Origin of the sequence: Bhargavaea beijingensis, assembly GCF_900101985.1 — a bacterium.
Taxonomy (GTDB): Bacteria; Bacillota; Bacilli; order Bacillales_A; family Planococcaceae; genus Bhargavaea; species Bhargavaea beijingensis.
Genome location: NZ_FNAR01000005.1, coordinates 1 through 25746, shown reverse-complemented (window position 1 = coordinate 25746; position 25746 = coordinate 1). Strand labels below are relative to the sequence as shown.

Below are 25746 nucleotides of genomic sequence, written 5' to 3'. Positions count from 1 at the left end.
AGCGGATGCCCCGTGCACGCACGTATGGCATCCGCCTTCATAGACAGGCCATTTACGGCGGCCTGGTAGAGACATCCGGACCATATTTCCGGACTTATATGAGGGCGACCCGGTCTATCCGATTTTTAGTCAGTTTACCTCTTGCCGCCCCGAAAATCAACCGGTGGTCCTGTTGATTAAATTTTCCCAACTTTCCCGTACCGCCTGTTCATGGAGGACGGTGTCCCGGCCGCCATAAACGACCGACTCGTATGCTTCGGTCAGTCGCCTCATGTCGCTCCCGCCAAAGTGCGCGTCCACTTCGCGCGCATAGGCGGACAGCGTCTTTCCGTCCTCCTTCGGAAGGCCGTAGCGCCGGAGCCTTCCGAGCAGCCGGCCATACGACCGCTCGAATCCTTCGCGGTCGAGCTCCCGTTTCCGGAACCGGGCGACCATCACTCTCGGCAGCCATTTGTCCCGCAGAAGGAAAGCGGCAAGCGCCGCCGCCGCGAGCACGGCAAGCCCGATGTAGATGGCGCGGCTGTTTTCCGCGATCCGGCCGCCGAGGGATTTCCAGAAGCCTTCCCCTTTGGAGGCGGCCGGTGTTTTTTCCTTTTCTGCCTGTTCCGGCTTGGCCGCTTCGTCCATCTCCTGTGTTTCTTCTTCCGTCATTTCTTCAAGATCCAGGTCGTAGTCGATGCCGCCCGCTCCGTCAAAACCGATCGTCGGCTCGAACGGCATCCAGCCGACACCCGGCATGTACGCTTCCACCCAGGAGTGGGCGTTGTTGTTCGTGACCTCGAACTGGCGGCCGGCATCATTGCGGCCGATTTCCTCGCCTTCGTTGAAGCCCTTTACCCAGCGGGCCGGAACGCCTGCCGAGCGGAGAAGGACGACCATCGACGTCGAGAAGTGATCGCAGTATCCGCGCTTTGTCTCGAACAGGAAATGGTCGGCGAAATCTTCTCCGGCTCCCGGAGAAGCGACGTTGGCCTGGTCATAGACGAAACCGTTTTGCCTGAAGTACTGCTCGACCGCGCGGGCTTTCCCGTATAGCGTCTCTTCCCTGCCCGTGATTTCAAGGGACAGGTCATGGACGCGCTGCGGCAGGCCGTCCGGCAGCTGCAGGTACTGGGCAAACTCCCCTTCCGGAAGCGTATCCGGCGCCGTGTTCCGGAGGGCGGTCAGGCTGTAGGCCGGCTCCTCATAGGCCACGCTGTACGCGTCCAGCACGGCAGGCGCATTGTTCACGAACGGAATGACCTTTCCCGTGCCGGCTTCCTGCAGGAAATCGGTGCCTTCGGGGCCTTCCGGAATCGTCGAACCATACGGCCTCACGATGAACTCAAAGTCCAGTTGCATCGAAAGCGTCGCCGTGTCCTCCCCCCGGGTCGTACCCGCAAGCAGCGGCTCATCGATCGGCCTCTCTTCACCGACCGGGAGCAGTTCCTGCTCTTCCGAGGAATGGATCCAGCCGCGCGACGTGTAGGTGTCTTTCGTCTCGACTTTCCAGTATTGGCCCCGCTCCGCCGTCGCTTCGAAGACGACCGTGTCGTCGCCGACAAACGGCCCTCCGAGCATCGTGTCGTCCTCGCCGTAGCCGATCTTCCCGGCACCGCGCCCGAGTCCGTCACCCGCCCCTTCGGCGAACGACTTGATGAACGGGACAGGGTCCGGCCAGGCGGGATCGGACTTCGGCAGGAACTGGCTCACCGCGCCCGCCGCCGTGACCAGCACGAGCAGCGGAATCGTCATGAGCAGAAATGCCGGCAGGCCCGGCCGCTTTCTTTGGTTATCCGCCAGCTTCGCGAGGAACGTGAGCCCGAGCAGCAGAAACCCGATCACCAGGATGCGGAGAATCGCCGCATCCGCACTGTATGGGCTGAATGTGTCCAGCACCGTGATAAAGATGACCGTCATTCCGTAGAAAATGAGGACGGACATCTTGAGGTTGATCCAATACTGGATCAGGTAGGACGCCATCCAGAGAAGTGCGAGGAACAGCACCGTCCGGAATGGGTCGGTGATCCTTCCGAGCTCGCCCGTGACAAGAAGCCCGGCATTCCGGACAAGGTCGCTGAGGAAAAACGACACAGATGCGACAGGCGTCGCCGGACCGTCCATGTGGGCATGGGCGACAAACCAGACAGCATAAATCAGCTTGGCCGGGCCTGATACCCACCAGGGCGCACCGAAAAGCGGGAAGGCAAAGCAAAGCGCGACAAAGATGACAAACAGCGTGATATGGCCTGTCCCGGTCAATTCGGTGATCGGCAGCAGCCACTCCCTGACGAGGAGGACGACCAGCATATATATGAGACCCAAAAACAACCGGTCAACCGTTTTCTGGCTCATCTGCCCATCTCCCCCCTTTCCGGTTCCCCGAATTCCCGTTCCGTGATGAACCGGACGTCAAATCCGGCGGCAATGGCTGCCCGCGCGGCTTCCAGGGCACCGCGTCCCGGATGCTCCCCTTTCCCGAGTACGGAAAAGAGGATGCCGCCGGAAACCTGCCGGGCTTCCCGGAGAAATGCGGCCACCCAAGCCTCCGTGAGCGGTCCCGTGATGACGGTCATCGTACGGGCCGCGGCAAGCGAACGGCTGCCCGCCGGCGGCAGATGCCCTCCGGCAGGCGTTGGGCTGAACCGCGCCAGGTGAAGCATCGCCGACCGGAGGCTGTCCGGCCCTTCCACACGGGGGATAGCCATTCCCGACTCCCCGAGGCTCAGGAAGCCTGCGGCAGAGTGCGTTTCAACCGACTTTTTCAGGATGGACGCCGCGAAGCCGACCTGTTCCTCAAACTGCGGGGACGGCGAGCCGTCCAGGACGAGCAGAAGGTCCTGTGCCCGCCTGTCTTCAAGCTCTTTCGAGTGGAGCTCCCCCGTCCTGGCGAACGCCGGCCAGTGGATGCGCGACAGCCGGTCCCCCGGCTGATAGTCGCGGATTCCTGTCGCGACTGATGATTCCTTTACGGATGCAAATGAGGCTGCCGCGCTGCCCCGTTCTTCGGATGCCGCGGACGGGACCTCCCGCATGTCGGTCACCTTCGGCAGGACGGTGACGGTCTGGCGGAGGGGGATGAAGCGGCGTTTCCGCATCCACCCGAAAAAGTCCGCCGCCTCGATTTCGATTCCTTCCAGCACATGCTCCCCGCGCTTTAGCGGCGCGGTCTCATACGTCCATTCCTTCCGTCTGCGGAATCCCCAGACAAACAGCGTCGAAGGCATCGGAATCTGTGTGGCGCTTTGTGCGACCTCTTTCACGGAGATGTAGAGAAGCGGGAACATGAATCGCCGCTGGAGCCGGACTGTCGACCTGAGCGGACTGCCGTATGGGATTTCCCGCCGGCCCACTTCCCGCTCCGCGGTGACCGCCCGCAGCGGATAGATGTACAGAAAAATTCCATATAGGCCGAACGGCAGCACCATGTAAAACACCGTCCAGCTGACGGCACCGCCCTGGAACCGGGCGTAGGCAAAGGCCCCGGCCAGAACGACGATGATCCCGATGAGGCGGAACAGCGGATCCGCCTTGCGGAGAAACGGCTTCATCGCGTGCCGGCTCTCCGGACCGGGACTTTCGTTCTCATGACGATGCGTTCCACCAATTCCTCCGCGTCAATTCCCTCGTAGCGGACTTCCGGCTGCAGAATCATCCTGTGGCTGAATACATAGGGCGCAAGATGCTGGACATCATCCGGCAATACATAATCACGGCCTTTCAGGAACGCGAGTGCACGCGCCGAGCGCATGAGTGCAATCGAACCGCGCGGGCTCACGCCGAGCCGGATATCCGGGCTTTTCCGGGTGCTTTCGGCCAGATCGACAATGTAACCCTTTACGGTGTCATCTACAGACACCTCCGCAGCGCGGGTTCGGATGTCCCTCAGTTCATCAAGCGTGATGACCGGCTCGATCCGCTCGATCGGCGGCTGCTTTTCCGCGCGCCGCAGCACTTCCACTTCATCCTCGCGGCCCGGATAGCCCATCTTCACTTTCAGAAGGAACCGGTCCAGCTGCGCTTCCGGAAGCGGATATGTGCCTTCATGCTCAATCGGGTTCTGCGTCGCCATGACGAAAAACGGGTCCGGAAGCGCCAGTGTCCGGCCATCGACCGTAACGGAAGCTTCTTCCATCCCTTCCAGAAGAGCTGATTGCGTTTTCGGCGATGTCCGGTTGATTTCATCGGCAAGCACGATATTCCCCATGATCGGGCCCGGACGGAACCGGAACTCCATCTCTTTCGGATGATAAATCGAGACGCCGATCACATCGGACGGCAACAGGTCCGGGGTAAACTGGATCCGCTTGAAATCGGCCCCGACGGACCGCGCCAGCGCCCGCACCATCATCGTCTTCCCGACACCAGGAACGTCTTCAAGCAGCACATGCCCTCCAGCGAGAAGGGCGACCACGCTCAGTTCCGCCACCTCGCGTTTCCCGATCATCACCTGTTCGATATTTTCAATGACTTTAAGCAGTTTTCCGTGTTCCTCCACTATCGGGTTCCCCCTGTCTTTATCCGGTTTCCCGGCCGGTCTGCTGGAAATTATATAGTCTGTTTTCAGTTTAGTGGAAGGCACGTCATGGGTCAATCTGAGGAGGTTCCAAAGGAGGATGAAATGGTTTCGGGCAGGAGGCTGGGCGCGCGAGTGACGCGGCTGGCGGAGTGAATGATGAAACCGGGCGGGCGAATGATGAAACTGGAAGCCTGAATGACGAAACTGGGCGCAGGAATGATGAGACTTCAAGCGAAGTGGCGGAGGTTGGGGGCTCGGTGGGGGGACGATGCCCTGGGTGCCGGAATCGGAGACAAAGGTGGCGGGTTGGATGGGTCGGGTGGCGACATTGGAACAAGCGAAGGGACTGGTCGGATGAATGGTGAAGCCGGGAGCGGGAATGACGAAACTGCGCGGGCGAATGACGAAACTGGGAGCCCAAATGACGAAACCGGAAGCCTGAATGGCGAAACCTAACCGGCACAGGGCACAAGCCAGGCCGTCTTCTTCCTCCACGGCAATCAATAAAACCCGCCGGCAGGCAGCCAGGCGGGTTGGGGCTCGTTCATCAGTTTCTCCAGAAATCATCATAGACGTTAATCGGAAGGTGGCGCTTGTGGCGGGATTTGAGGTAGTAGTCTTCCAGTTTCTCCCGCGCTTCCGGAGAGATTGTCTTGCCTTCCAGGTAATCGTCGATGTCATCATAGGTCAGGCCGAGGGCGACTTCGTCCGGGATGGCCGGGCGGTCTTCCTCGAGATCGGCGGTCGGGACCTTGTTATAAAGGTGCTCTGGGCATCCGAGCTCCTTCAGCAACGCCCGGCCTTGCCGCTTGTTCAGGCGGAAAAGCGGCATGATGTCGGCTGCGCCGTCGCCGAACTTTGTATAGAAGCCGGTGATCGCTTCCGCGGCGTGGTCGGTGCCGATCACAACGGCCTTTTTCATTGCGGCGATGGCAAACTGTGCCTTCATCCGCTCGCGCGCTTTCTCATTCCCCTTCACGAAATCGACGAGGGGGACGCCCGCTTTTGCCAATGCTGCGGCACTCGCATCGACCGCCGGCCTGATGTCGACCCGGTACGATTCGGATGGCGAAATGAACGCCATGGCGTCATCGACGTCTTGTTCGTCAAATTGCTCGCCGTATGGGAGACGGACTGCATGGAACTGATACCGTTCGGTGTTTTCCTCTTCGTTCAGCTCGTCCACGGCCATCTGGGCAAGCTTGCCGGCGAGCGTCGAGTCCTGGCCTCCGGAGATGCCGAGCACGAACCCTTCCAGAAACGGATGGGCACGCGCGTAGTCTTTCATGAACTCAACCGACACGCGGATCTCTTCCTGCGGATCGATCTCGGGCTTTACTTTCAGCTCTCGGATAATCTCTTCCTGCAATGTCATGGTGCTTCTTCCTCCTTTAAACTCAGCCGGGGGTCAGCCTTCCGTTCCGTTTGCCTGGAATTCACGGATGCGATCCTGGACCTCGTGGATGTTCCGCATCTTGTTGTCCCAGCACTTCTGGCTAAGGTCGACCGGATATTCCTCCGGATTGAGCGAGCGCTTGTACTCGTCCCAAAGAAGGCCAAGCTGTCCGTGGGCAAACTCCACGATTTCCGTAAGCTCCGGAAGCTCGTAGACGATCTCCCCTTCGCGGACAACGTGCTGGTGAAGATTCACCGCTTCGAAGTTGGTCACGAACTTCGAGATGAATATGTGGACGGGGTGGAACATCTTGATGCGTTCTTCCTCTTCCGGCTTCTCGTCCCACATGGTGATGTAGTCGCCTTCCGCCCGTCCGTTTTCCCGGTCGATGATCCGGTACACTTTCTTGACGCCCGGTGTGGTCACTTTTTCGGCGGTCGAAGAGATTTTGATCCGGTCCTCCATCACGCCTGCGTCATTCTCAATCGCGACGAGTTTGTACACCGCGCCGAGCGCCGGCTGGTCGTAGGCGGTGATCAGCTTTGTTCCGATCCCCCACTGATCCACCTTCGCCCCCTGCATCTGCAGGTTCATGATCGTGTACTCATCCAAGTCGTTCGAGACGATGATCTTGGCATCCGGAAAACCGGCCTCATCCAGCATTCGCCGGGATTCCTTCGACAGGTAGGCGATGTCCCCGCTGTCGAGCCGGATGCCGATAAAGTTGATCTTGTCACCGAGTTCCTTCGCCACCCGGATGGCGGTCGGCACGCCGATCTTGATCGTGTCGTACGTATCGACCAGGAACACACAATCCTTGTGCCTGCGCGCGTACGCGTGGAACGCTTCATACTCGCTCTCATACGCCTGCACCATCGAGTGGGCGTGCGTTCCGGCGACCGGAATGTCGAACAGCTTACCCGCCCGGACGTTGCTCGTCGCCTCGACACCGCCGATCACGGCAGCGCGGGCGCCCCAGATCGCTGCGTCCATCTCTTGTGCGCGGCGCGATCCGAACTCCATGACGACATCGTCTTTCACGACCTGCTTGATCCGGCTTGCCTTTGTTGCGATGAGTGTCTGGTAATTGACGATATTCAGAAGCGCGGTTTCGACGAGCTGTGCCTGGATCAGCGGCGCCTCGATCCGGATGATCGGCTCATTGCTGAAAACCAGCTCCCCCTCGACCATGGAGTAGACATCTCCGGTAAAACGGAGGTCTGCCAGATACGACAGGAAATCATCCCGGTAGCCCACTTCATCCCGAAGATAGGCCAGGTCACTTTCCGTGAAGCGGAACCCCTTCAAGTATTCCAATACCCGTTCCAGCCCGGCAAACACGGCATAACCGTTCCCGAACGGCAACTTGCGGAAATACAGATCGAAAACCGCGCGCCGCTCATGGACGCCGTCCGCCCAGTACGTCTCGGCCATATTGATCTGATACAAGTCTGTATGGAGCATCAGACTGTCGTCTGCGTATTTCATCGACATCAGAATCCCTTCTTCCACGTTCAGAATTTACACTAACTATATATTAACATGACTATACCCTTCCACCACCCGGCCCAACCAGAGGCAGATGATGCCGCGGAAGGACCGGCTTTGCATCATTTTGACGAATGATTGCGCCAATCTGGAAAAGGAGCCCCCCTTTTCGGGCAGGCTCCTCTGTTTTACCGGATGGTGCGTCACAGGGCTCCGTTGGCTGCAGCGGATTCGCATCGCGGCAGAAGGAAGATGATCAGGTACGTGACGATTTGTTTGTTGTCGACCAAGGCTTGGGCAAGCGGGCAATCTTTGCAGCGGATTGCGATGGAGCGGACTTTGCAAAGATCTTCTTCGGGACACCTTGCCAGATCCTCCACATTCCTGCAAAGGACGTTGTCCACACAGGTGGTGCCGGTTGCAGTGAATGGCAGCCTGTTCGTACTGCCGCAAGTCTCGTTTCTTCTGATCAGTGTCGTGTTCAGGAAGAACCTCAGGTACCAGTTAATGAACCCGCAGGCTTTGAGGTCGAATGGATCTGCCGGGACCGGACCCGGGCCACAGCCGCATGGATCGTAGTACCCTCCGTTTTCCCGGGCTGCTCCGCTTGCCGTGTCTGCTTCTGCAAGGCAGCATTCCAATTGGGCATCCGTTCTCGGCCGGATGATGAACGGCGGACGGTTATTGGGCTGATCTACAATCGATGCTTCGGGCAGAGTGAATGTCGCCAAGTCGAATACCAGGCGGTCGAAAATACCGGTCGTATCGACCTGGGCAAGTTCTGACCGGAGTGCGTGAAGTTCCCGGACTTCTTCCATCTCCCCTGCAGCTCTTGCAGCCACCATTTGTTCGTCAATGCCGCGCAAAATGTGGGGCATCTCATCCCGGATCATCGCCATCAGTTGTTGTTTTTTTTGCATGCTTCTCACCTCCTCCGCTCTTTTCTCGCAAGGCCTTTCCACCTTGCTCTATCACTGTATTCAGGGAGCCAGCAGCAGCTCGGGCGAATCTATCGGTGCCCTGCGATGATTTCGCCCGTTTTGTGCATATGAAAAGCCGCACGGTGTCAATCGCCGTGCGGCCCATGGGAGTTTATCCCCTATTTCGGAAACCGGAATGGGTTATTCCCCGCCCTTGTCCCGCTTGAGGCTTTGTTCTGCCTGTTCGACCTGTCCTTCCGGGTCCTGGTCAGGCTCAAGGTCCGGCATCTGCTTGTCCGGCATGCCGGTGAAGTCGTTGTTGTCGTCCGGTCCGAGCGCCTGGTCTTCCGCCTTGCCGGCACGGTCTTTTTTTCCGTTCATGAAAATCGCTCCTTCCGTAGATCTCTCAAATGGAGTTTACCCCCATGTGTCCGGAAGCAATCAGCCATGGACGGCTTATAAAAAAGCCCATCCGGCAAAGCCGGATAGGCGGTACGGTCAGTCAGCAGCAGAAGCCGCTTTTTCCTTCTCGTAAAACTTGATGAAGTTGTCGACGACAATGTCAAGGAACGCGACGGTCCCTTTGTCTGTCAGATTGCCCGCTTCGTCCAGTTTTTCATGGACGGCCCCGATATAAACTTCGTTCTGCGGCAGAATCGCGGGAGCGAGGTTCGGGTTCGACAGGATTTCGCGCAGGTGCTGCTGGGCACGGACGGATCCGAGCACGCCCATCGACGCCCCGATGATGAACGCCGGCTTATTGTTCAGTACGAGTTCGCCCCGGCTCATCCAGTCGATCGCATTTTTCAGCTGGCCCGGGATGGAGAAGTTGTATTCCGGCACGGCGAAAAGCACCGCGTCCGAATCAGCCACGTCTTTCTTGAATTCAACGACGTTTTCGGGCGGATTGTTTTCGTTATCGATCGAAAACGGCTCGAGCGCATTGATGAAGACCGGCATGATCTCCAGGCGGTCCGCATATCGTTGACGCATGAACTCGACGACTTTCAGGTTATAGGAAGCGGAGCTGGTGCTCCCGATGATGGCTTTTACTTTTATCGGCATGGTTCAAAAACTCCTTTTGGTCATTCTGTTTTACAGTCCTCAGTTATCATATACGAAAAGGTGCAATCTATCCGAAAAACTGCTCACCGGGAAATTATTCGCCATTTTCAAAAAAGGCTTGCCGGCCGCCTGAAAGGATGCTAAAGTGAGAGCAATCATTTTTTTCAAACAATTGAATCCAGCAATTCTTATCCAGAGAGACGGAGGGACTGGCCCTATGATGTCTCAGCAACCAGCCGGAAGGCAAAGGTGCTACTTCCAGCGGATCCCGCAAGGTTCCGGAAGATAAGAAGACCATCTGTGAATCCGCAGGGCCCTCTTCTTATTCGGAGGGCTCTTTTTATATTCCCTTCCCACTCCACTCATGAAAGGATGATCTCCCCATGACCAACAAGAAGACCGCCACCCTCCTGGCACAGCTGGGAAACCGGACCGACCCGCGAACGGGCGCAGTGAACCCGCCGATCCACCTGTCCACCGCCTACGAGCATCCCGGACTCGGGCAATCCACCGGCTTCGACTACACCCGTACGAAAAACCCGACCCGTGCCCTCCTTGAAGAAGGGTTTGCGGAACTGGAAGAAGGCGATGCGGCATTTGCCTGCAGTTCCGGCATGGCGGCAATCGGCCTTGTGCTGTCTCTTTTCCGCCCCGGCGATGGCATCCTTGCGCCGGAGGACTTGTACGGAGGGACTTACCGGCTTCTGGAGCATTACCGGAAGCAATACGGCATCCCGGTCGACTACCTGACGTTCGGCAATCCTGATGAAGTCGAACGGGCCGTCACGGGCACGACAAAAGCGCTTTTCATCGAATCCCCCACAAACCCGCTGATGCAGGAAATCGATATCAAAGCCTATGCAGAAATGGCGAAAAAGCACAGCCTCCTGCTGATCGTCGATAATACGTTCTACACACCGATTCTGCAAAAGCCGATCGCACTGGGCGCGGACATCGTCATCCACAGCGCGACAAAATACATCGGCGGCCACAATGATGTGCTGGCCGGGCTCGTCGTCGCAAAAGGGGAAACGCTCTGTGAACGGCTTGCCGCACAGCACAATGCGGAAGGTGCGGTTCTCTCGCCGTTCGACTCCTGGCTCGTCATCCGCGGTCTGAAAACACTTCCGCTCCGCATGAAGCAGCACGAGGCAAACGCCAAGGAGATCGCCGCCTACCTGGAAAGGGAGCCTGCGGTGTCAAAGGTGCTTTATCCCGGACAGGGCGGCATGCTGTCATTCAGGACGGCGGATCCCGCCATTGTCTCCCCCCTGCTTGAAGAACTCCGGCTGATCGCGTTCGCGGAAAGCCTCGGAGGCGTCGAAAGCTTCATCACCTATCCGTCCACCCAGACCCACGCGGACATCCCGCTGGAAGAACGGACGCGGCGCGGCATCGACAGCACGCTTCTGCGGCTGTCCGTCGGCATCGAGGACGCGGAAGACCTGATCGATGATCTGAAGCACGCATTCCGGCTGGCCGCGGCAAAAGCCGGGCAGCCATCAGCATGAACCGAACCACAACCAACTAAAACGAAAAGAGGAATCCATATGACCGCCAATCTTCCAGAAACCCAAATTGTCCGCACGCCGTTCAGGGCCGACCATGTCGGCAGCTTTCTCCGCCCTGCTGCCCTGAAGGAAGCCCGTGCCAAGTTCCATGAAGGGACCATCTCCCGCGATGAACTGACGAAAATCGAAGACGGGGAAATCCGCCGGCTCGTCGAGGCCCAGAAAGAAAACGGCCTCCAAGGCGTCACGGACGGCGAATTCCGCAGAAGCTGGTGGCACCTCGACTTCCTCGCGGGGCTCGACGGCATCGAATTCTACAAAACGCCGAACGGCACCCGGAAGTTCAGCGGTGCCGAAGTGCGACCGGCCGGCGTCAAAGTGACGGGTAAAATCGGCTACAGCGGCGATCACCCGTTTATCGCCCACTTCAAAAAGCTAAAGGAGATCGCAGGAGACGAGACGGTCGTGAAGTTCACGATTCCGAGCCCGAACCTCGTCTTTGGCCGCGCAGCACTTGCTACAGACGTTTACGAAAAGAAAGAAGACGTTTACCGGGACGTGATCCCCGCCTACCATGCACTGATCCGCGACCTGTACGATGCCGGGTGCAGGTATCTGCAGATCGATGACACCGCCTGGACGTCGTTCTTCACGGAAACAGAGCGGAACCGTATCCGCGAGGAAGGCTCCGACCCGGACCGGCTGATCCTTCAGTTTGCGGATGCGATTAACGGCACGATTGCGGACCGCCCGGAGGACTTGCTGGTCACGATGCATATTTGCCGCGGCAACTACCGCTCGACCTTCTTCACCAGCGGGGGCTACGAAGACGCGGGCAAGATCATTTTCGGAGGCCTGGATGTCGACGGACTGTTCCTCGAGTTCGACGATGACCGGTCAGGCGGATTTGAACCGCTCCGGCATGTGAATCGGCCGGACCTGACCGTCGTGCTCGGCCTTGTGACGTCGAAGCGCCCGGAACTGGAAGATGAGGAGGCGATCAAGGCGCGCATCCGGGAGGCGTCCGAGTACTTGCCGCTCGGACAGCTTGCGCTCAGCCCGCAGTGCGGATTCGCCTCGACGGAAGAAGGAAACAACCTGACCGAAGAGGAGCAATGGGCGAAAATCCGACACGTCGTGAAAATCGCGGAAGACGTCTGGGGCGGCAACAACTGAACGTCCGCTGAACGCTAGTGTGATCATTGAAACATGCAACTCTCTTATGAAGAGCGGCTGAGGGACCGGCCCGATGAAGCCCGGCAACCGCCCGGAAAACCACTCCGGGCAAGGTGCCAATTCCGGAGGCGGACACCCGCCTGAACATGAGAGCGAAGGGAACCGAAGCCCTGCTCCAGGCAGGGCTTTTCCATTCGCTCCACCCACTAAAGGATGGAGTGATTGAGTTGAGGAAAAAAGGAAACTGGAAACCTTACCACACGATCTGGTCGATGCTGTTTCTCGGCTGGTTCGTATCCTATATCGACCGGACGGCCACCGGGCCATTGATCACTTATATGATTGAACATGAAGTTGCGTTCTTTGCCGGCGTGGACAATCCGCATGCGATCGGCGGACTGGTCGGCAGCCTGTTTTTCGCGGGATTCATGCTGATGCAGTTTCCGGGCGGGGCGCTCGGAGACCGTTTCGGCTACCGGACGATCATTGTTCTCAGCATTTTCTGGGCCGGCATCGCGACGATCCTCACTGGCATCGCCGGAGGGCTCATCACCTTCATCATCCTGAGGGTGCTGCTCGGGCTCGGGGAAGGGGTCTTCTACTCCAACGACCGTTCCTACATCTCCTTCCACTCCCCTCCCGACAAGGTCGGACTCGGGATGGGGATTGCGCTCACCGGCGTCTCGGTCGGACTGACCGTTGCGACACTCGGCGTCCCGCTCCTGCTCAGCTGGGCGGAGCCGCGTTTCGGCGAGCATGCCTGGCGGGTGCCATTTTTCGTCCTCGGAGCGATCACCCTTTTCTCGGCGGTACTGATCACCATTCATCTCAAACCCAAGCAGCTGCCCGCCGGCCTGGACCCGCAGTCCCCAGCCGCCAAAGCGGAATACCGCAAGGCACTCCCGCCCCTTTTCGGGTACAGCGCGGTGTTTCTGGCAGTTGTCATGGGCATATACCTGCTGGCTGCCCGATTCGGGGTATCGGACGTCGGAATCGCCGTTCTCCTGACCGCTCTTTGTCCGGTGCTGATCGTATTTGTCTATCGCCGCCGGAAAGAGGAAATCGGCCCGCTCCTGAAAAACCGGAATCTGCTCCTGATGTATCTGTTCTTCATCCCGGTCATGTGGCATCTCTGGTTCTACGGATTCTGGGCCGTGTCGATTGTCCGGGACTTTGGCGGGAACGCCCTTGTCACTGCGGCGCTGATCGCTTCTTTTAATGGGCTTGCCGGGATCATCGGCTTCCCGCTCGGTGGGATGATTTCCGACCGGGCAGCGTCGCGCCCGAACGGACGCCGGAATGTGCTCGCGGTCCAGACCGGCATCGTCGCGGTGCTGACGTTTGTCTTTGCGGGATACGTGATGGCCGGCTACAGCAATCCCGTTGTCCTTTCCTTGCTGCTGTTCGTGTCCGGGCTGTTCTTTTTCGCCCTGCAGCCGGTGGCCCATGCGCTTGCTTCGGATCACGCTCCGGAAAAACAGCGCGGTTCCATGTTCGGGATGCTGAATCTGATCGCAGAAGTTGGCGCCATTCTTTCCCCCGTTGTCTCAGGCGCCATCCGTGACGCTTCCGGAAACTGGGGAGTCCCGCTCCTGCTGGACGGAGCCCTTCTGGCGGCCGCCTTTTTGTGCGCCCTTGCGGTGACTTCAACTAGCCGGAAGGCCGCCCCGTCCATTGCCTGACCAAGCCGATCAACAGATAAAAGCAATAATCCTTATTGACTTTGTAGGTTTTATTGGATAAAGTATTTTCCGACTACTGAAACCTTCATTTCCGGTTGCCTCCCTATGACGGAGGTAACTTTTTCACATAAATCCCGACTAAACCTCTAAACTTTGAATAGTTTAGGTTATCGGCAACCAACAGGAGGGTGAACGATGGAGTTATTTATCAGGACAGAGCTTCAGAGAAAATGGGTCGGCCAGTTAAATGCGCTGGGCCGGAAGTTTGCGGAAAGCGTGCAGGAACGGGACGAAGCCGGGACTTATCCGGCAGAACAGATCCGGGAGCTGGCCGATTCCGGGTATACGGCGCTTACCGTGCCGGAGGAATTCGGCGGAGCCGGCGCGGGTGTCCATGACATGGTCCTCTTTCAGGAGACCCTTGCCAAATACGATGAAAACGTTGCGCTCTCGATCGGCTGGAACCTCGGTGTTCCCGGCGGCATTTTTGAAGAGCACAGCTGGCAGGAAGAAAGGCTCCACTTTTTCGCGGGCGAGCTTCTCGGGGGTGCGCTCGTCAACCGGACCGTGAGCGAAGCGGCCACGGGAAGCCCGTCACGCGGCGGACGGCCTGGCACCGTCGCCATCCGGAAAGGCGATTCCTACGTCATCAGCGGGCGGAAGTCGTTCTCGACCGGATCGCCCGCCCTGACCTATTTCCTCACATCCGCATGGGTCGAAGAAAAAGAACGCATCGGATTCTTCCTCCTGCATAAAGACCTTGAGGGGCTCTCGATTGACGACACTTGGGATGTTGTCTCCATGCGCGGCACCGGAAGCCATGATCTCGTTTTAGACGGCGTACGGGTCGACGAGGGCGCGCTGGTCGAACTTCCGGAGAAGAATTCCGGCGGACCGAAATTTGATAGCTGGCTGCTCCACCTTCCCGCCACCTATCTCGGGATCGCGCAGGCGGCCAGGGATTACGCGGTGGAATTTGCCGGAAGGCATGCACCCAACAGCGTAAAGGGCCCGATCAGCCAGCTTCCGAACGTGCGCCAGCTGATCGGAGAAATCGACCTGGAACTCTCGCGGGCACGCCATGTGCTGTATAGCGTGGCGGATGCGCATGATGATCCGGCACGCCGCCCGCATCTGGGCAATGCGGTACCGGTTGCAAAAACATCCGTCACAAATGCCGCCATCTCGATCGTCGACAAAGCGATGCGCGTGGTCGGCGCGAAAAGCCTGCAGCGGACCAACCCGCTCCAGCGCCAATACAGGAACGTCCGGGCAGGCCTCCACAACCCGCCCTCTGACGACCTGACCATCAGGGTGCTCGCGGATGAGGCACTCGGACACGGGAGTCATCAACCTCTATCGGCAAATAACCGCTCATCGACAAGCTTGCTGAATAACTCATGTTCACTGAGCAGCAAACCAAAACCAAAGGGGAAATGAAAATGAACATCGGAAAAGGCTTAAAGCTTGCAGCACTGGGGACTGCCGCGGCATGGATGCTGGCGGCGTGCGGTCCGGGAAATGCGGCGGACGGCGATCATGAAGTCCGCAAAGTGAAGATCGCATACGACCAGCAGTCAAAGCCGATGTCCTGGCTGGATGAAAACGGCGAGGCGACGGGATATGACGTGGAAGTGATGAAACTTGTCGACGAGCTGCTGCCGGACTATGAATTCGAATTTGTCGGAACCACAAGTGACGATCTTCTGATCGGCGTTGAGCAGGGCAAGTTCCAGGCCGGCGTAAAAAACGCCTTCTGGACGGAAGAACGCACGAAAGAGTTCATCTACCCGAACGAGTTTCTCGGCCTGAGCAGCGCCGGCCTCGTCCTCCGGAAAGAAGATGAGAACATCAAGTCACTCGAAGACTTTGCATCAGCCGGCTACTCACTTGCCCCGATTGCGGCCAACAATGCGCAGTATACAGTCATCGAAGAATACAATACGGCGAACCCGGAAAACCCGGTGAAGCTCGAAGCCGGCGACTCCTTCACGGTGGACGTGGTCCAGTGGGTCAATGAAGGCCGTGTGGACGGAGGCGTCATGATCGAAGGCCCGTTTGAAAAGCAGGTCACGGCAAAAGACGGCCCGTACCACCACCTGAAAGACGAAGTCGTCTATAACGAATTCGCCGTCATCAAGACTTGGCCGCTCTTCAACAAAAATGAGCAGGAACTGGCGGATGCATACGACGAAGCCATCACGAAGCTCGCAGAAGAGAAAAAGCGTGAAGAACTCAGTGAGAAGTTCTACGGCCGCAATCTGTTCGATGCGCTCGAAGAGGTCGGGCGCTGACCGTACACGGCACCTTTGAATAAGGAGTGGAAGAATGGAAAAGTATTTTGACGCCTCTTATATCTGGAGCTCGATTCCTGCGCTCCTGCCCTTTTTCAAGGTGACCTTTCTGGTCGCCGGGCTGTCGGTTTTGTTCGGCACACTCACAGGGCTGCTGCTTTCGTCGATGAAGCTCGGGAGGAACCGGGCGGCAAAAGCTTTCGCGGAAGGATATACGACGATCATGCGCTGCACGCCCTCGATCGTCCTCCTGTTTCTTGTCTATTACGGCGTTCCGTTTCTAGCCGGACAGTTCGGCCTGTACTTGCATGATCTTCACACCGCCGTATTTGTCGTCATCACGTTCACCTTGCAGTTTGCGGCGATCATGTCGGAAGTGATCCGCTCGGCGTACCTTTCTGTAGGGCGGGGTCAGTTCGAGGCGGCAGTCAGCGTCGGCCTCACGCCCGGGCAGGCCTACCGGCGGATCATCTTCCCGCAGGCCGTTGTCGTCGCCCTTCCGAACTTCGCGAACGGTCTGCTCGCCCTTCTCCAGGAAGGCGCGCTCGCCTATACGATCGGCCTGATCGATATCGTCGGCAAGGCGAACCTGATCGTTGCAGCCAACTACAATGCCCATGCACTCGAGGTTTTCATCGCCCTCGCTCTCATCTATTGGGTGCTGTCCATCATGATCGAGCAGTTCTTCGGCCTGCTTGAGCGATTGTTCAACAAAGGCAAACGTTCCATCAAAACTGTGTAAGGAGGAGCCCGCGTGCAGCAGGGACTGAATATCCACTTTATGATTGACACGTTCTTTGTCGCTTTGTCCGGTGTGCCGGTCACGCTTTTTGTAACGGCCGTGGCGCTCCTCATCGCCATACCGGCGGGCTTTCTGCTCGCCCTGTCACGGGTTAACGAAATCCCTGTCATCCGCCAGATCACCATGGTCTACGTGTCCTTTGTCAGAGGCACGCCGATCATCGTCCAGATCTTCATCACGTATGCGAGCGTGCCGCTGATCCTGACAGCCCTGTTCGAGAAGTATGGGATACAGGCGAACATTTATGACATCCACCCGATCTGGTATGCGTTTATCGTCTTTTCCTTCAGCACGACGGCGATTCTGTCGGAAGTGTTCCGTTCCTCGCTCGGTACGGTCGACCGCGGACAACTGGAGGCCGCCCAGTCGGTCGGACTTACCTCCTTCCAGGCATTCCGCCGGATCCTCATCCCCCAGGCCCTTGTTTCGGCGCTGCCGAACCTCGCCACAGCAACGGTCAACTTGATCAAGGCGACTTCACTCGGGTATGCGATGAGCCTGCAGGAAATCACGCTAAAGGCTAAAGTCGCTGCAAACGCCGGTTATCACTATATCGAGGCTTACATCGATATTTTCCTTGTCTATCTGATTTTGTGCAGTCTTGTTGAATTTGCATTTAAGTGGTATGAACGGCGGGCTTCCCGCTATAAAGTCCATCATGCCTGACGAAAGGAGTTCCGCCCATGCTTGAAATCACCGGCCTCCGAAAATCATTCGGTCCTCTGGAAATCCTGAAAGGGGTCGATCTTGAAATCGGGAAGGGAGACGTCGTCGTCATTTTGGGCCCCAGCGGATCCGGAAAGACGACACTGCTCCGGTGCATCAACTTCCTCGAGCGGGCAGATGAGGGCAACGCCCAAATCGGCGGCCTGCAGGTGGACCTCCGCTCCGCTTCGAAAAAGGAAGTCCATTCGGTCCGGCAGAAAACGGCGTTCGTGTTCCAGAACTATAATCTGTTCAACAATAAAACGGCGATCGAAAATGTGGCGGAGGGCCTCATCACCGGACGCAAAATCCCGAAAAAGAAAGCCCGGGAAACGGCCAGGAAGGCACTGGATAAGGTCGGGCTGTCCGACAAACACGACGCCTTCCCGTCCCAGCTTTCCGGCGGCCAGCAGCAGCGCGTAGGAATTGCCCGCGCGGTCGCGCTCAATCCGGAAATCATCCTGTTCGATGAGCCGACCTCCGCGCTCGACCCGGAACTGGTCGGTGAAGTGCTCGGCGTCATGCGCCAGATCGCCGCCGAAGGAACGACGATGCTCGTCGTCACCCATGAGATGCAGTTCGCGAGGGATGTGGCGAACAAAGTGATCTTTATGGACGGCGGAGTTGTCGTGGAATCCGGCACTCCCGATGAAATCTTTGGCCGCCCAAAAGAGGAACGGACCAAACAGTTCCTCCGCCGAGTCCTGCCCGAGGAATACAACTACTCGATCTGACCCCATTCCATGCGCCCTCTCCCCAAAACAGCGGAGAGGGTGTTTTGGCGCTCAAAGACCAAAGGTTCATCCCTATGAAATCATCCTAAATTCTCAATAATCCCTAAGGGTGATGCATATCGTTTAAATGATGAGGAGGGATGATCGTATGGATGAGCACAATCATGAGAAAAACAGTAAAGATGAGCAATTAGAATCTTTCCGGGTTGACGATCAGGGCAAGGCACTGACGACCAATCAGGGATTAAAGATGTCGGAAGATGAATTTTCCCTGAAAGCGGGTGTCCGGGGCCCGACGCTCATGGAGGATTTCCATTTCCGCGAAAAACTCACTCACTTTGACCACGAACGGATTCCGGAGCGGGTCGTCCATGCCCGAGGCTTTGCGGCACACGGAGAATTTCAGCTCTACAAAAACATCGGGAATTACACAAGTGCAAAGTTTCTGCAGGACACATCGAAGAAGACACCCGTATTTGTCCGGTTTTCAACCGTAAACGGAGCACGCGGTTCTGCGGACACGGTACGGGATGCCCGGGGGTTTGCAACCAAGTTTTATACCGAAGAAGGCAACTATGACCTCGTCGCCAACAATATCCCTGTATTTTTCATTCAGGATGCCATCAAATTTCCGGATGTCGTCCATGCATTTAAGCCCGAACCCGATAACGATATCCCGCAAGCCTCCACAGCGCATGACACATTCTGGGACTTCGTCGCCAATAACCAGGAATCCGCCCATATGATCATGTGGATCATGTCGGACCGGGCCATTCCGCGGAGCTTCCGGATGATGGAAGGTTTCGGGGTCCATACCTTCCGCCTTGTCAATGACGAGGGGAAAGCCCATTTTGTGAAGTTCCATTGGAAGCCTGCACTCGGAACCCACTCCCTCGTCTGGGATGAGGCCCACAAGCTGGCGGGAATCGATCCCGACTACCACCGCAACGACCTATGGAATGCGATCGAACAAGGCTTTTACCCGGAATACGAACTGGGCGTCCAGATTCTTTCCGAAGAAGACGAATTCAGCCTTGGGTTCGATATCCTGGATCCGACCAAGCTCTGGCCGGAAGAAGACATTCCCGTCACCCTCATCGGCAAAATGACCCTGAATCGGAATGTGGACAATTTCTTTGCCGAAACGGAACAGGTGGCGTTCCATGTGGGCAATGTCGTGCCCGGAATTGACTTCACGAACGATCCATTGCTGCAGGGACGCCTGTTTTCATACACAGACACCCAATTAATCCGCCTGGGCGGACCAAACTTCCATGAGATTCCGATCAACCGGCCGGTTGTGCCGTTCCATAACAACCAGCGGGAAGGCTATCACCGCCAAACGATCAATCTCGGGAAAGTAAGTTATCACCGGAATTCCCTGGCCGGCAACACCCCTTCGCCTGTTCCCCCTGAACAAGGCGGCTATGCAACCTATCAGGAAAAGGTGGAAGGCCGTAAAGTCCGGGCGCGCAGCGAAAGTTTCGGAGATCACTTTTCACAGGCCACGCTTTTCTGGAACAGCATGACCAATCATGAAAAAGCGCATATCATCGAAGCATTCAGCTTCGAGCTCGGGAAAGTCAATAGCCAGTCGGTCAAACAGCAAGTGGTGGATATGTTCGCAAATGTCAGTGTGGAATTGGCAACCGCATTTGCTGTGAACATCGGTGCAAAACCTCCCGAAGGGGGCGGCTCGGGCGTCACCAAATCTTCCCCTGCCCTCAGCCAGGACAATACACCGAAAACCGCAGAAACACGGAAAGTCGCGGTGATCCTGACTGAAGGATTCAACGGTCCGGAAGTTAACTATGTATTGGAGAAACTGAGTGCCGAAGGCCTCATGCCCGAAATCATCAGCGAAACGATCGGTACCGTACGGGGGACAAACGGGGTTAAGTTAAAAGCCCGGCACACCTTCCTTACCGCGAAGTCGGTGTTGTTTGATGCGGTTTATATGATCAGGGGAAGCCGCAAAAACAAGAAATTCAACAAAGATGCCGCCTACTTTATCGATGAGGCGTTTTCACACTATAAGCCGATCGGTGCAACCGGCGAAGGAATCGATTGGCTGACAGTCAACCACCTGGACGGCAAGCCCGGCGTCATTTCCGGCACGGATATCGAGGAATTTACCGAAGAATTTTTGGAAGCGATCGCTGCCCACCGATTTTGGGAGAGAGTGACCGTTTAAATGCCTGAATGATCAAGGCCCCCGACTTCCGGCTTCAGCGGACTGGGGGGCTTCTGTGTTTCGCCGGACAATCCGGACATCCGGAACAATCTCGTTGTTCCCTGCCTGGTCGCATCTCGCATCTCCTCTCCCTAAACAGACTTCAATCTCACACAATCCATTGCCAATATGCGCCTCTCCCCCTCAATCGCCCCGGTGCCGGCAAAAAACCGGAATAGACTGTGGTTGATGAGGAGGTGACATCCATGACAACCTGGCCGAAAACATGTTCACACTGCGCGAATATCTGGTGCCTGCTGGCGGGCGTCTTGGCAGGGGCCGTCCTGCTCGCGCTTTTCTGGGCTGTGCCTGCCCTGTTGAGATTGCCGGCAATAGCGGGCATCTGGGAGATCCTGCTGATTATTGTGGTGATTCTGGTGGTTCTGCTTGCGCTTGGCATCCTCTTAAAAGCGCTGTTCTGTCTGTTCAGGACACTTAGAGGGCTGACCTGATCATCCAGGCGGCTGCCTTGTGCAGCCGCCTTTTTTATTCGGCACGGTCTTGGACACTCCGCAAACACCCCCATTCTCCTGTATAATGGGGCTAACAGAAATTTGAGGGTGTGGATGGAGTGGACCGATTGGACGGACGGCATGGTGAACAGGAGCCGGAAGGAAAGAAAGACGCCCGTCTCCCGGAACATGACGATTCCCGGGACAGGGCCTTTGTTGGGGAACTGGAAGATCGAGACGATCCATATGAGGAAGACATCTGGGAGCCCGATGATTGGGCCGTTTGGGATGCCATCGCGGAAGGCGATGTCCTCGAGGAAGAGGAATCCGGAGAAGACGGCTTTTATGGTGATGATGAACCTGATGAGCAGCAATTGTCTCCCGGAGACCCGGAAAACCCGGCAGACCCGGAGGACGAGGAGATCCGCCGGCTCGTACTCGAGGCCCAGCGCGAGGCTTTGCTTAAGGAACGGACGGAGGCAGCCCCGCGCCGCGGTCCGTCGTTCGGCACGAAGGCGATGATCTGGATCATCTCGCTCACGATGGTCGTCAGCACATTCGCCTTCGTCCTGGAACTGTTCCCGCTGTCCGCTGTCGATTTCCTGCGCACCTCTGCGCAGCTATCCCAACAGGAAACCGTGCAGGCGCAAAAGGAATCGGTTGTCTCTGTTGTCACACCGGACGGTTCAGGGACAGGCTTTATCATTTCCGAAGACGGGACCATCCTGACGAACCATCATGTGATCGACGGCTACGACCGGGTATCGGTCGTCCTCCCGGATGACCGGCGCTTCATGGCCGACGTGACGGAATCTTACCCGGAGTCAGATATGGCCGTGCTGGAAGCCGAAGATGAATCCGGGCTCCCTTCCCTTGAGCTCGCAGACGCCTACCGTCTCCAGGAAGGGGAACCGGTCACCTTTATCGGCAACCCGCTCAGCTTCCGGGGAGTGGCGAATAAAGGCAAGGTCATCGGACCGGTGCGGGTCAGTGGCATGGAGGAGCCGGTCATCATGATGGAAGCGCCTGTCTATCGCGGAAACAGCGGCAGTCCTGTCCTTGACGCCGAGGGCCTGGTTGCCGGCATCGTCTTTGCGACACTCAACCATGAAGTAGAAGGCACCGTCGGCTTGTTCGTACCCGTGGACGAATTGTACCGGCAGCGCCGGGATAACGAATGAAAAACCGCAGTGGCCTGATGAAGCAGGCTACTGCGGTTTTTGCATGTTCATGATCAGGCTGTTTCAGTTTCGGCCGGAACCGCTTCAGCGTCCGGCTCTCCGAGCACGCCTTCCGACTGGGCGACAACAACCGCTGCGGCTGCGTCTCCCGTGATGTTGACGGCCGTGCGCACCATATCGAGCAGACGGTCGACACCGAGCACAAGCGCGATCCCCTCTACCGGAAGGCCGACAGACGTCAGGACCATCGCCAGCATGATGAGTCCTGCCCCCGGTACTGCCGCCGTCCCGATGCTCGCAAGCACCGCAGTCAGGACGACGGTCAGCAGTGCCCCCACCGACAGGTCAGTGCCGTAAGCCTGGGCGATAAAGACCACCGCAGCCCCTTGCATGATCGCCGTGCCATCCATGTTGATCGTGGCGCCGAGCGACTGGGTAAAGGAACTGATCGACTCAGGCACTTTCAGCCGCTCCTGCGCCATCTTCATGGATACAGGAAGCGTGGCGGCGGAGCTTGCCGTACTGAACGCCACCACCTGCGCCGGGAAGAAATTCTTGAAGAACCAAATCGGGCTCCTCTTGCCCATCAGGGAAACTGCGCCTCCGTACACAACCAAAGTGTGGATCAGCAATGCACCGAGGACCACACCCATATACATCCCCATCGCCTGGAGGGCATCGAAGCCCTGGCTTCCGACAGCGGATGCAATCAGGCCAAATGCCCCGTAAGGCGCAAACTTCATGACAAACGTGATGAGGTACATGATCAGCTCATTGGCCTGTTCAAGCACTTCCGTGACCCGTTCCACCTTTTTGCCGAGCATCGCAATACCGAAGCCGACCAATGCGGAGAAGAAGATGAGCTGGAGCATATTCCCTTCAGCCATCGCTGCAATCGGGTTGGTCGGAATGATTCCGAGAAGCGTATCCATGACTGGCGGTGCTTCCTGGGCCTCGTAACTGATGCCCGCCGTATCGAAGTCACCCGTCATTCCAGGTTTCAGGACAAGTGCCAGTGCCAGGGCGATCGTGATTGCCAGGGCAGTTGTGATCAAAAAGAATCCGATTGTCTTTCCGCCGATCCGGCCCAGTTTTTTCGGGTCTCCGATTCCCGCGGTCCCGAGCGCGATTGCGACAAACACGACAGGAACGACAAGCATCTTCATCAAGTTCAGGAAGATGGTACCAAGCGGACCGAACAAGTACGTGTCTACCGGACCAAACGCATTCGGAGCGAACAAGTTAAGTGCAAGACCGACGATGACACCGGCAATCAGGGCGATGATGATATTCCGAGCCAGTTTCATATTGATCCCTCCTTGATCCAGTTTATTCGAATTTAAGAACGTTAATGAAAACGCTTTCTACAATATTATCTGTAAAGTCCTAAAATGTCAAACTATGTTTATACATAAAAACAGACCCGTTCAAGACGGGCCTGCTGCATGCAATTTCGGTTTTTTCCAGACATAAGACAAGATCACGCCCACAGCGAGCGTGGCGGTCGCAAAGTAAAACGGATAGTCCAGCTGAATATCAAACAGGATCCCTCCGATCACCGGGCCGAACACATTGCCAAGGCTGGTGAACATCGAGTTCATGCCGCCGGCAAATCCCTGCTCATTTCCTGCCACTTTCGACAGATAGGTTGTGACAGCCGGCCGCACGAGGTCGAAGCCGACAAATACGGTCATCGTCACGAGCAGAATCATGAAGTACGAGCTGACCAGCGTCACACAGTAAACAAGAACAGCCGAGACGATGAGGCACCACCGGATCAGGCGGATTTCGCCAAGCCATTTGTTCAGCCGGTCGAACAGGAATATCTGCGCAACCGCTCCGATAATGCCCCCGCCCGTGACCATGATTGCAATGTCTTTGGGTGTGAAGCCGTATTTATGGTCGGTATAAAGCGCAAACAGCGATTCGAACGACGCCAGCCCGAACGACAGGATGAAAATGATGATAAACGCGATGAAAAAAACAGGTGCGAAGATTTTGCGGATGCCGGTTGCCCCGGGCACCATCTCTTCAGCTCCCGTTTCCTGCCGGTGCGGCTCACGGAGAGCGAACAAGGAAAACATCGCTGCGACAAACGCCAGGCCGAATGCGGCAAAGAAAGGGATGCGTGTTCCGATTTCGGCCAGGAATCCGCCGAATCCGGGACCGACGATAAATCCGGTCGAGATGGCGGCAGACATGTAGCCAAGCGCTTTCGGCCGTTCTTCGATCGTCGTGATATCGGCGATAAACGCCGTGACGGCAGGCATGATGAATGCCGCGCTGACCCCTCCGAGCAGACGGGAAGCAAACAAGAGCGAGATGGACTGCGCCAGCCCGAACAGGAGCTCGGACAAGCTGAACAACATCAGCCCGATTACGATCATTCGCTTGCGGCCGTACTTGTCGGTCCATTTCCCGGCCACCGGTGACACGAGCAGTTGAGTGAGCGCAAACGCTGCGACGAGATTGGCTGCGGCAGACCCGCTCAGTCCCAGTTCGTTGATCAGGGCGGGCAGTACCGGGATGACTAGTCCGATGCCCATGAAGGCGATGAACAGGTTGATGAGAACCGTGGTGAGCATGATGTTTTTCTTCATTGAAGATTTCCCCTTTGAATCCGGTTCTCCCTATCATAGCCGGACACCACAGGGCTATGCCACTTTAACGGCGCAGCTCGGAAAAAGACTGACAGCTCGGATGTATTCTCCTCTGATTCAAGAAAGCCCCCAATGGTTCCACGGCTCGACTTCCGGCGGCAGGCTCGTGAAAAATAGCGGCTCCTTTTTTACAGGATGGGTAAAGGCAAGTGCCTTTGACCAAAGCGCAATCTGCTGGCCCGGGCGGTTGACGGAAGCCCCGTATTTCTGGTCGCCGTAGAGCGGGCAGCCGACCGTCGACAGCTGAACCCGGATCTGGTGGGGACGCCCGGTCTCCAAACGTACGGAGACCAGTGTCAGGTCCCCCTTCCTTCCGAGAACTTCGTAGTCCAGCACCGCTTTTTTCGCATCTTTCACACCCGGCTTCACGACGGACACCTTGTTCTCTTTTTTATCCTTGAGCAGCTGATGCTCAAGGCGGCCCTTGTCTTTCGGAAGCCTTCCGCGGACGACCGCAATGTATTCCCGGTCCATGTCGCGGCGGCGGAGTGCATCAGACAGCCGCGAAGCGGCCTTGGATGTTTTTGCAAACACGATCGCTCCCCCGACTGGCCTGTCCAACCGGTGGACGAGTCCGAGATACACATTGCCGGGCTTGTTGTCGCGTTCCTTGATCATTTCCTTTAAGGCCGTCAGCAGGTCCTTGTCGCCCGTCCGGTCTTCCTGGACAGGCATGTTCACCGGCTTTTCCACGACCAGCAGGTGATTGTCTTCATAGAGTATCGGAATCGTCATTGTCAGTGAGCTCCTTTTTTATTGATGCGAGGGGACCTATCCTCGTCAGTATTCGTGATTGCCCTAAATAGCAGCGTATATCCCGTGGACATACACGAGTAGCCTGCCTCTTTCGTACGCAAACACGCGACGCACCCCATTTTTCGTACGCGAACTTTTGGGATTCGTACGCAAACACGGGAGGCGCCCCTTTTTTCGTACACAAACTTCCGGG

General features: G+C 57.2%; 22 protein-coding genes and 3 riboswitches. Of the genes, 11 read left to right on the top strand and 11 right to left on the bottom strand.

The window, feature by feature from the left end; all coding sequences use genetic code 11:
• Window positions 1-20: 20 nt before the first annotated feature.
• Window positions 21-122: riboswitch (purine riboswitch) on the bottom strand.
• A 34-nt stretch (window positions 123-156) separates the two neighbouring features.
• The 8 genes from BLT01_RS05440 to BLT01_RS05400 all read right to left on the bottom strand — a co-directional run bounded on the left by BLT01_RS05440 (window position 157) and on the right by BLT01_RS05400 (window position 9367).
• Window positions 157-2334 carry a DUF4129 domain-containing transglutaminase family protein gene (locus BLT01_RS05440; RefSeq protein WP_092095488.1) on the bottom strand — a complete coding sequence of 726 codons (2178 nt, stop codon included), beginning with the start codon at window positions 2332-2334 and terminating at the stop codon, window positions 157-159.
• Entirely contained in the window at window positions 2331-3530 is a 1200-nt protein-coding gene (locus tag BLT01_RS05435) for a DUF58 domain-containing protein (protein WP_092095485.1), read from the bottom strand. The genes BLT01_RS05440 and BLT01_RS05435 overlap by 4 nt, the downstream gene beginning before the upstream one ends.
• A complete protein-coding gene (locus tag BLT01_RS05430; RefSeq protein ID WP_092095819.1) occupies window positions 3527-4426 on the bottom strand; it encodes an AAA family ATPase in 900 nt (299 codons plus the stop codon). Before BLT01_RS05430 ends, BLT01_RS05435 begins: the two co-directional genes overlap by 4 nt.
• Before the next feature lie 619 nt (window positions 4427-5045).
• A complete protein-coding gene (gene nadE / locus BLT01_RS05420; protein ID WP_092095479.1) occupies window positions 5046-5873 on the bottom strand; it encodes an ammonia-dependent NAD(+) synthetase in 828 nt (275 codons plus the stop codon).
• A gap of 33 nt (window positions 5874-5906) precedes the next feature.
• Window positions 5907-7388 (bottom strand): nicotinate phosphoribosyltransferase, encoded by a 1482-nt coding sequence (locus tag BLT01_RS05415; protein WP_092095476.1) that lies wholly within the window; start codon window positions 7386-7388, stop codon window positions 5907-5909.
• 197 nt (window positions 7389-7585) lie between these two features.
• The gene (locus tag BLT01_RS05410) at window positions 7586-8302 is read right to left on the bottom strand and encodes a hypothetical protein (protein WP_092095473.1); all 717 of its coding nucleotides are present in this window, start codon (window positions 8300-8302) and stop codon (window positions 7586-7588) included.
• Window positions 8303-8503: 201 nt separating this feature from the next.
• Entirely contained in the window at window positions 8504-8683 is a 180-nt protein-coding gene (locus BLT01_RS05405) for a hypothetical protein (RefSeq protein ID WP_092095470.1), read from the bottom strand.
• A gap of 117 nt (window positions 8684-8800) precedes the next feature.
• Complete coding sequence (locus tag BLT01_RS05400) at window positions 8801-9367, bottom strand: NADPH-dependent FMN reductase (RefSeq protein ID WP_092095468.1); 567 nt, start codon at window positions 9365-9367, stop codon at window positions 8801-8803.
• A gap of 185 nt (window positions 9368-9552) precedes the next feature.
• Window positions 9553-9659, top strand: a riboswitch (SAM riboswitch).
• Window positions 9660-9750: 91 nt separating this feature from the next.
• Between BLT01_RS05400 and BLT01_RS05395 the strand changes: the two genes are divergently transcribed.
• The 11 genes from BLT01_RS05395 (at window position 9751) to BLT01_RS05345 (ending at window position 22137) form a co-directional block, all read left to right on the top strand.
• A complete protein-coding gene (locus BLT01_RS05395) occupies window positions 9751-10878 on the top strand; it encodes a methionine biosynthesis PLP-dependent protein (RefSeq protein WP_092095465.1) in 1128 nt (375 codons plus the stop codon).
• A gap of 39 nt (window positions 10879-10917) precedes the next feature.
• Entirely contained in the window at window positions 10918-12054 is a 1137-nt protein-coding gene (locus BLT01_RS05390) for a 5-methyltetrahydropteroyltriglutamate--homocysteine S-methyltransferase (RefSeq protein WP_092095463.1), read from the top strand.
• 41 nt (window positions 12055-12095) lie between these two features.
• Window positions 12096-12207: riboswitch (SAM riboswitch) on the top strand.
• On the top strand, window positions 12201-13736 hold the full coding sequence (locus BLT01_RS05385; RefSeq protein WP_218123189.1) for an MFS transporter: 1536 nt from the start codon (window positions 12201-12203) through the stop codon (window positions 13734-13736). (Overlaps the previous riboswitch by 7 nt.)
• 195 nt (window positions 13737-13931) lie before the next feature.
• Window positions 13932-15176 (top strand): acyl-CoA dehydrogenase family protein, encoded by a 1245-nt coding sequence (locus BLT01_RS05380; protein ID WP_092095461.1) that lies wholly within the window; start codon window positions 13932-13934, stop codon window positions 15174-15176.
• 2 nt (window positions 15177-15178) lie between these two features.
• Entirely contained in the window at window positions 15179-16030 is an 852-nt protein-coding gene (locus BLT01_RS05375) for a transporter substrate-binding domain-containing protein (RefSeq protein ID WP_245696881.1), read from the top strand.
• Window positions 16031-16064: 34 nt separating this feature from the next.
• Window positions 16065-16772, top strand: a complete 708-nt coding sequence (locus BLT01_RS05370; RefSeq protein WP_092095455.1) for an amino acid ABC transporter permease — start codon at window positions 16065-16067, stop codon at window positions 16770-16772.
• Window positions 16773-16784: 12 nt separating this feature from the next.
• The gene (locus BLT01_RS05365) at window positions 16785-17498 is read left to right on the top strand and encodes an amino acid ABC transporter permease (protein WP_245696880.1); all 714 of its coding nucleotides are present in this window, start codon (window positions 16785-16787) and stop codon (window positions 17496-17498) included.
• Between the two features lie 17 nt (window positions 17499-17515).
• Complete coding sequence (locus BLT01_RS05360) at window positions 17516-18271, top strand: amino acid ABC transporter ATP-binding protein (protein ID WP_092095453.1); 756 nt, start codon at window positions 17516-17518, stop codon at window positions 18269-18271.
• A 148-nt stretch (window positions 18272-18419) separates the two neighbouring features.
• Complete coding sequence (locus BLT01_RS05355) at window positions 18420-20465, top strand: catalase (protein ID WP_092095451.1); 2046 nt, start codon at window positions 18420-18422, stop codon at window positions 20463-20465.
• A gap of 245 nt (window positions 20466-20710) precedes the next feature.
• Window positions 20711-20956, top strand: a complete 246-nt coding sequence (locus BLT01_RS05350; RefSeq protein ID WP_092095449.1) for a hypothetical protein — start codon at window positions 20711-20713, stop codon at window positions 20954-20956.
• Window positions 20957-21075: 119 nt separating this feature from the next.
• Window positions 21076-22137 carry a S1C family serine protease gene (locus BLT01_RS05345; protein WP_245696879.1) on the top strand — a complete coding sequence of 354 codons (1062 nt, stop codon included), beginning with the start codon at window positions 21076-21078 and terminating at the stop codon, window positions 22135-22137.
• Between the two features lie 53 nt (window positions 22138-22190).
• Here the strand turns inward: BLT01_RS05345 and BLT01_RS05340 are convergent, their stop codons facing one another.
• From BLT01_RS05340 to BLT01_RS05330, 3 genes are all read right to left on the bottom strand, one after another.
• Entirely contained in the window at window positions 22191-23444 is a 1254-nt protein-coding gene (locus tag BLT01_RS05340) for a dicarboxylate/amino acid:cation symporter (RefSeq protein WP_092095446.1), read from the bottom strand.
• A gap of 120 nt (window positions 23445-23564) precedes the next feature.
• On the bottom strand, window positions 23565-24737 hold the full coding sequence (locus BLT01_RS05335) for an MFS transporter (protein ID WP_092095444.1): 1173 nt from the start codon (window positions 24735-24737) through the stop codon (window positions 23565-23567).
• Between the two features lie 117 nt (window positions 24738-24854).
• Window positions 24855-25532: an RluA family pseudouridine synthase gene (locus BLT01_RS05330; RefSeq protein WP_092095442.1), complete on the bottom strand. Its 678-nt coding sequence runs from the start codon at window positions 25530-25532 to the stop codon at window positions 24855-24857.
• Between the last annotated feature and the right edge of the window lie 214 nt (window positions 25533-25746).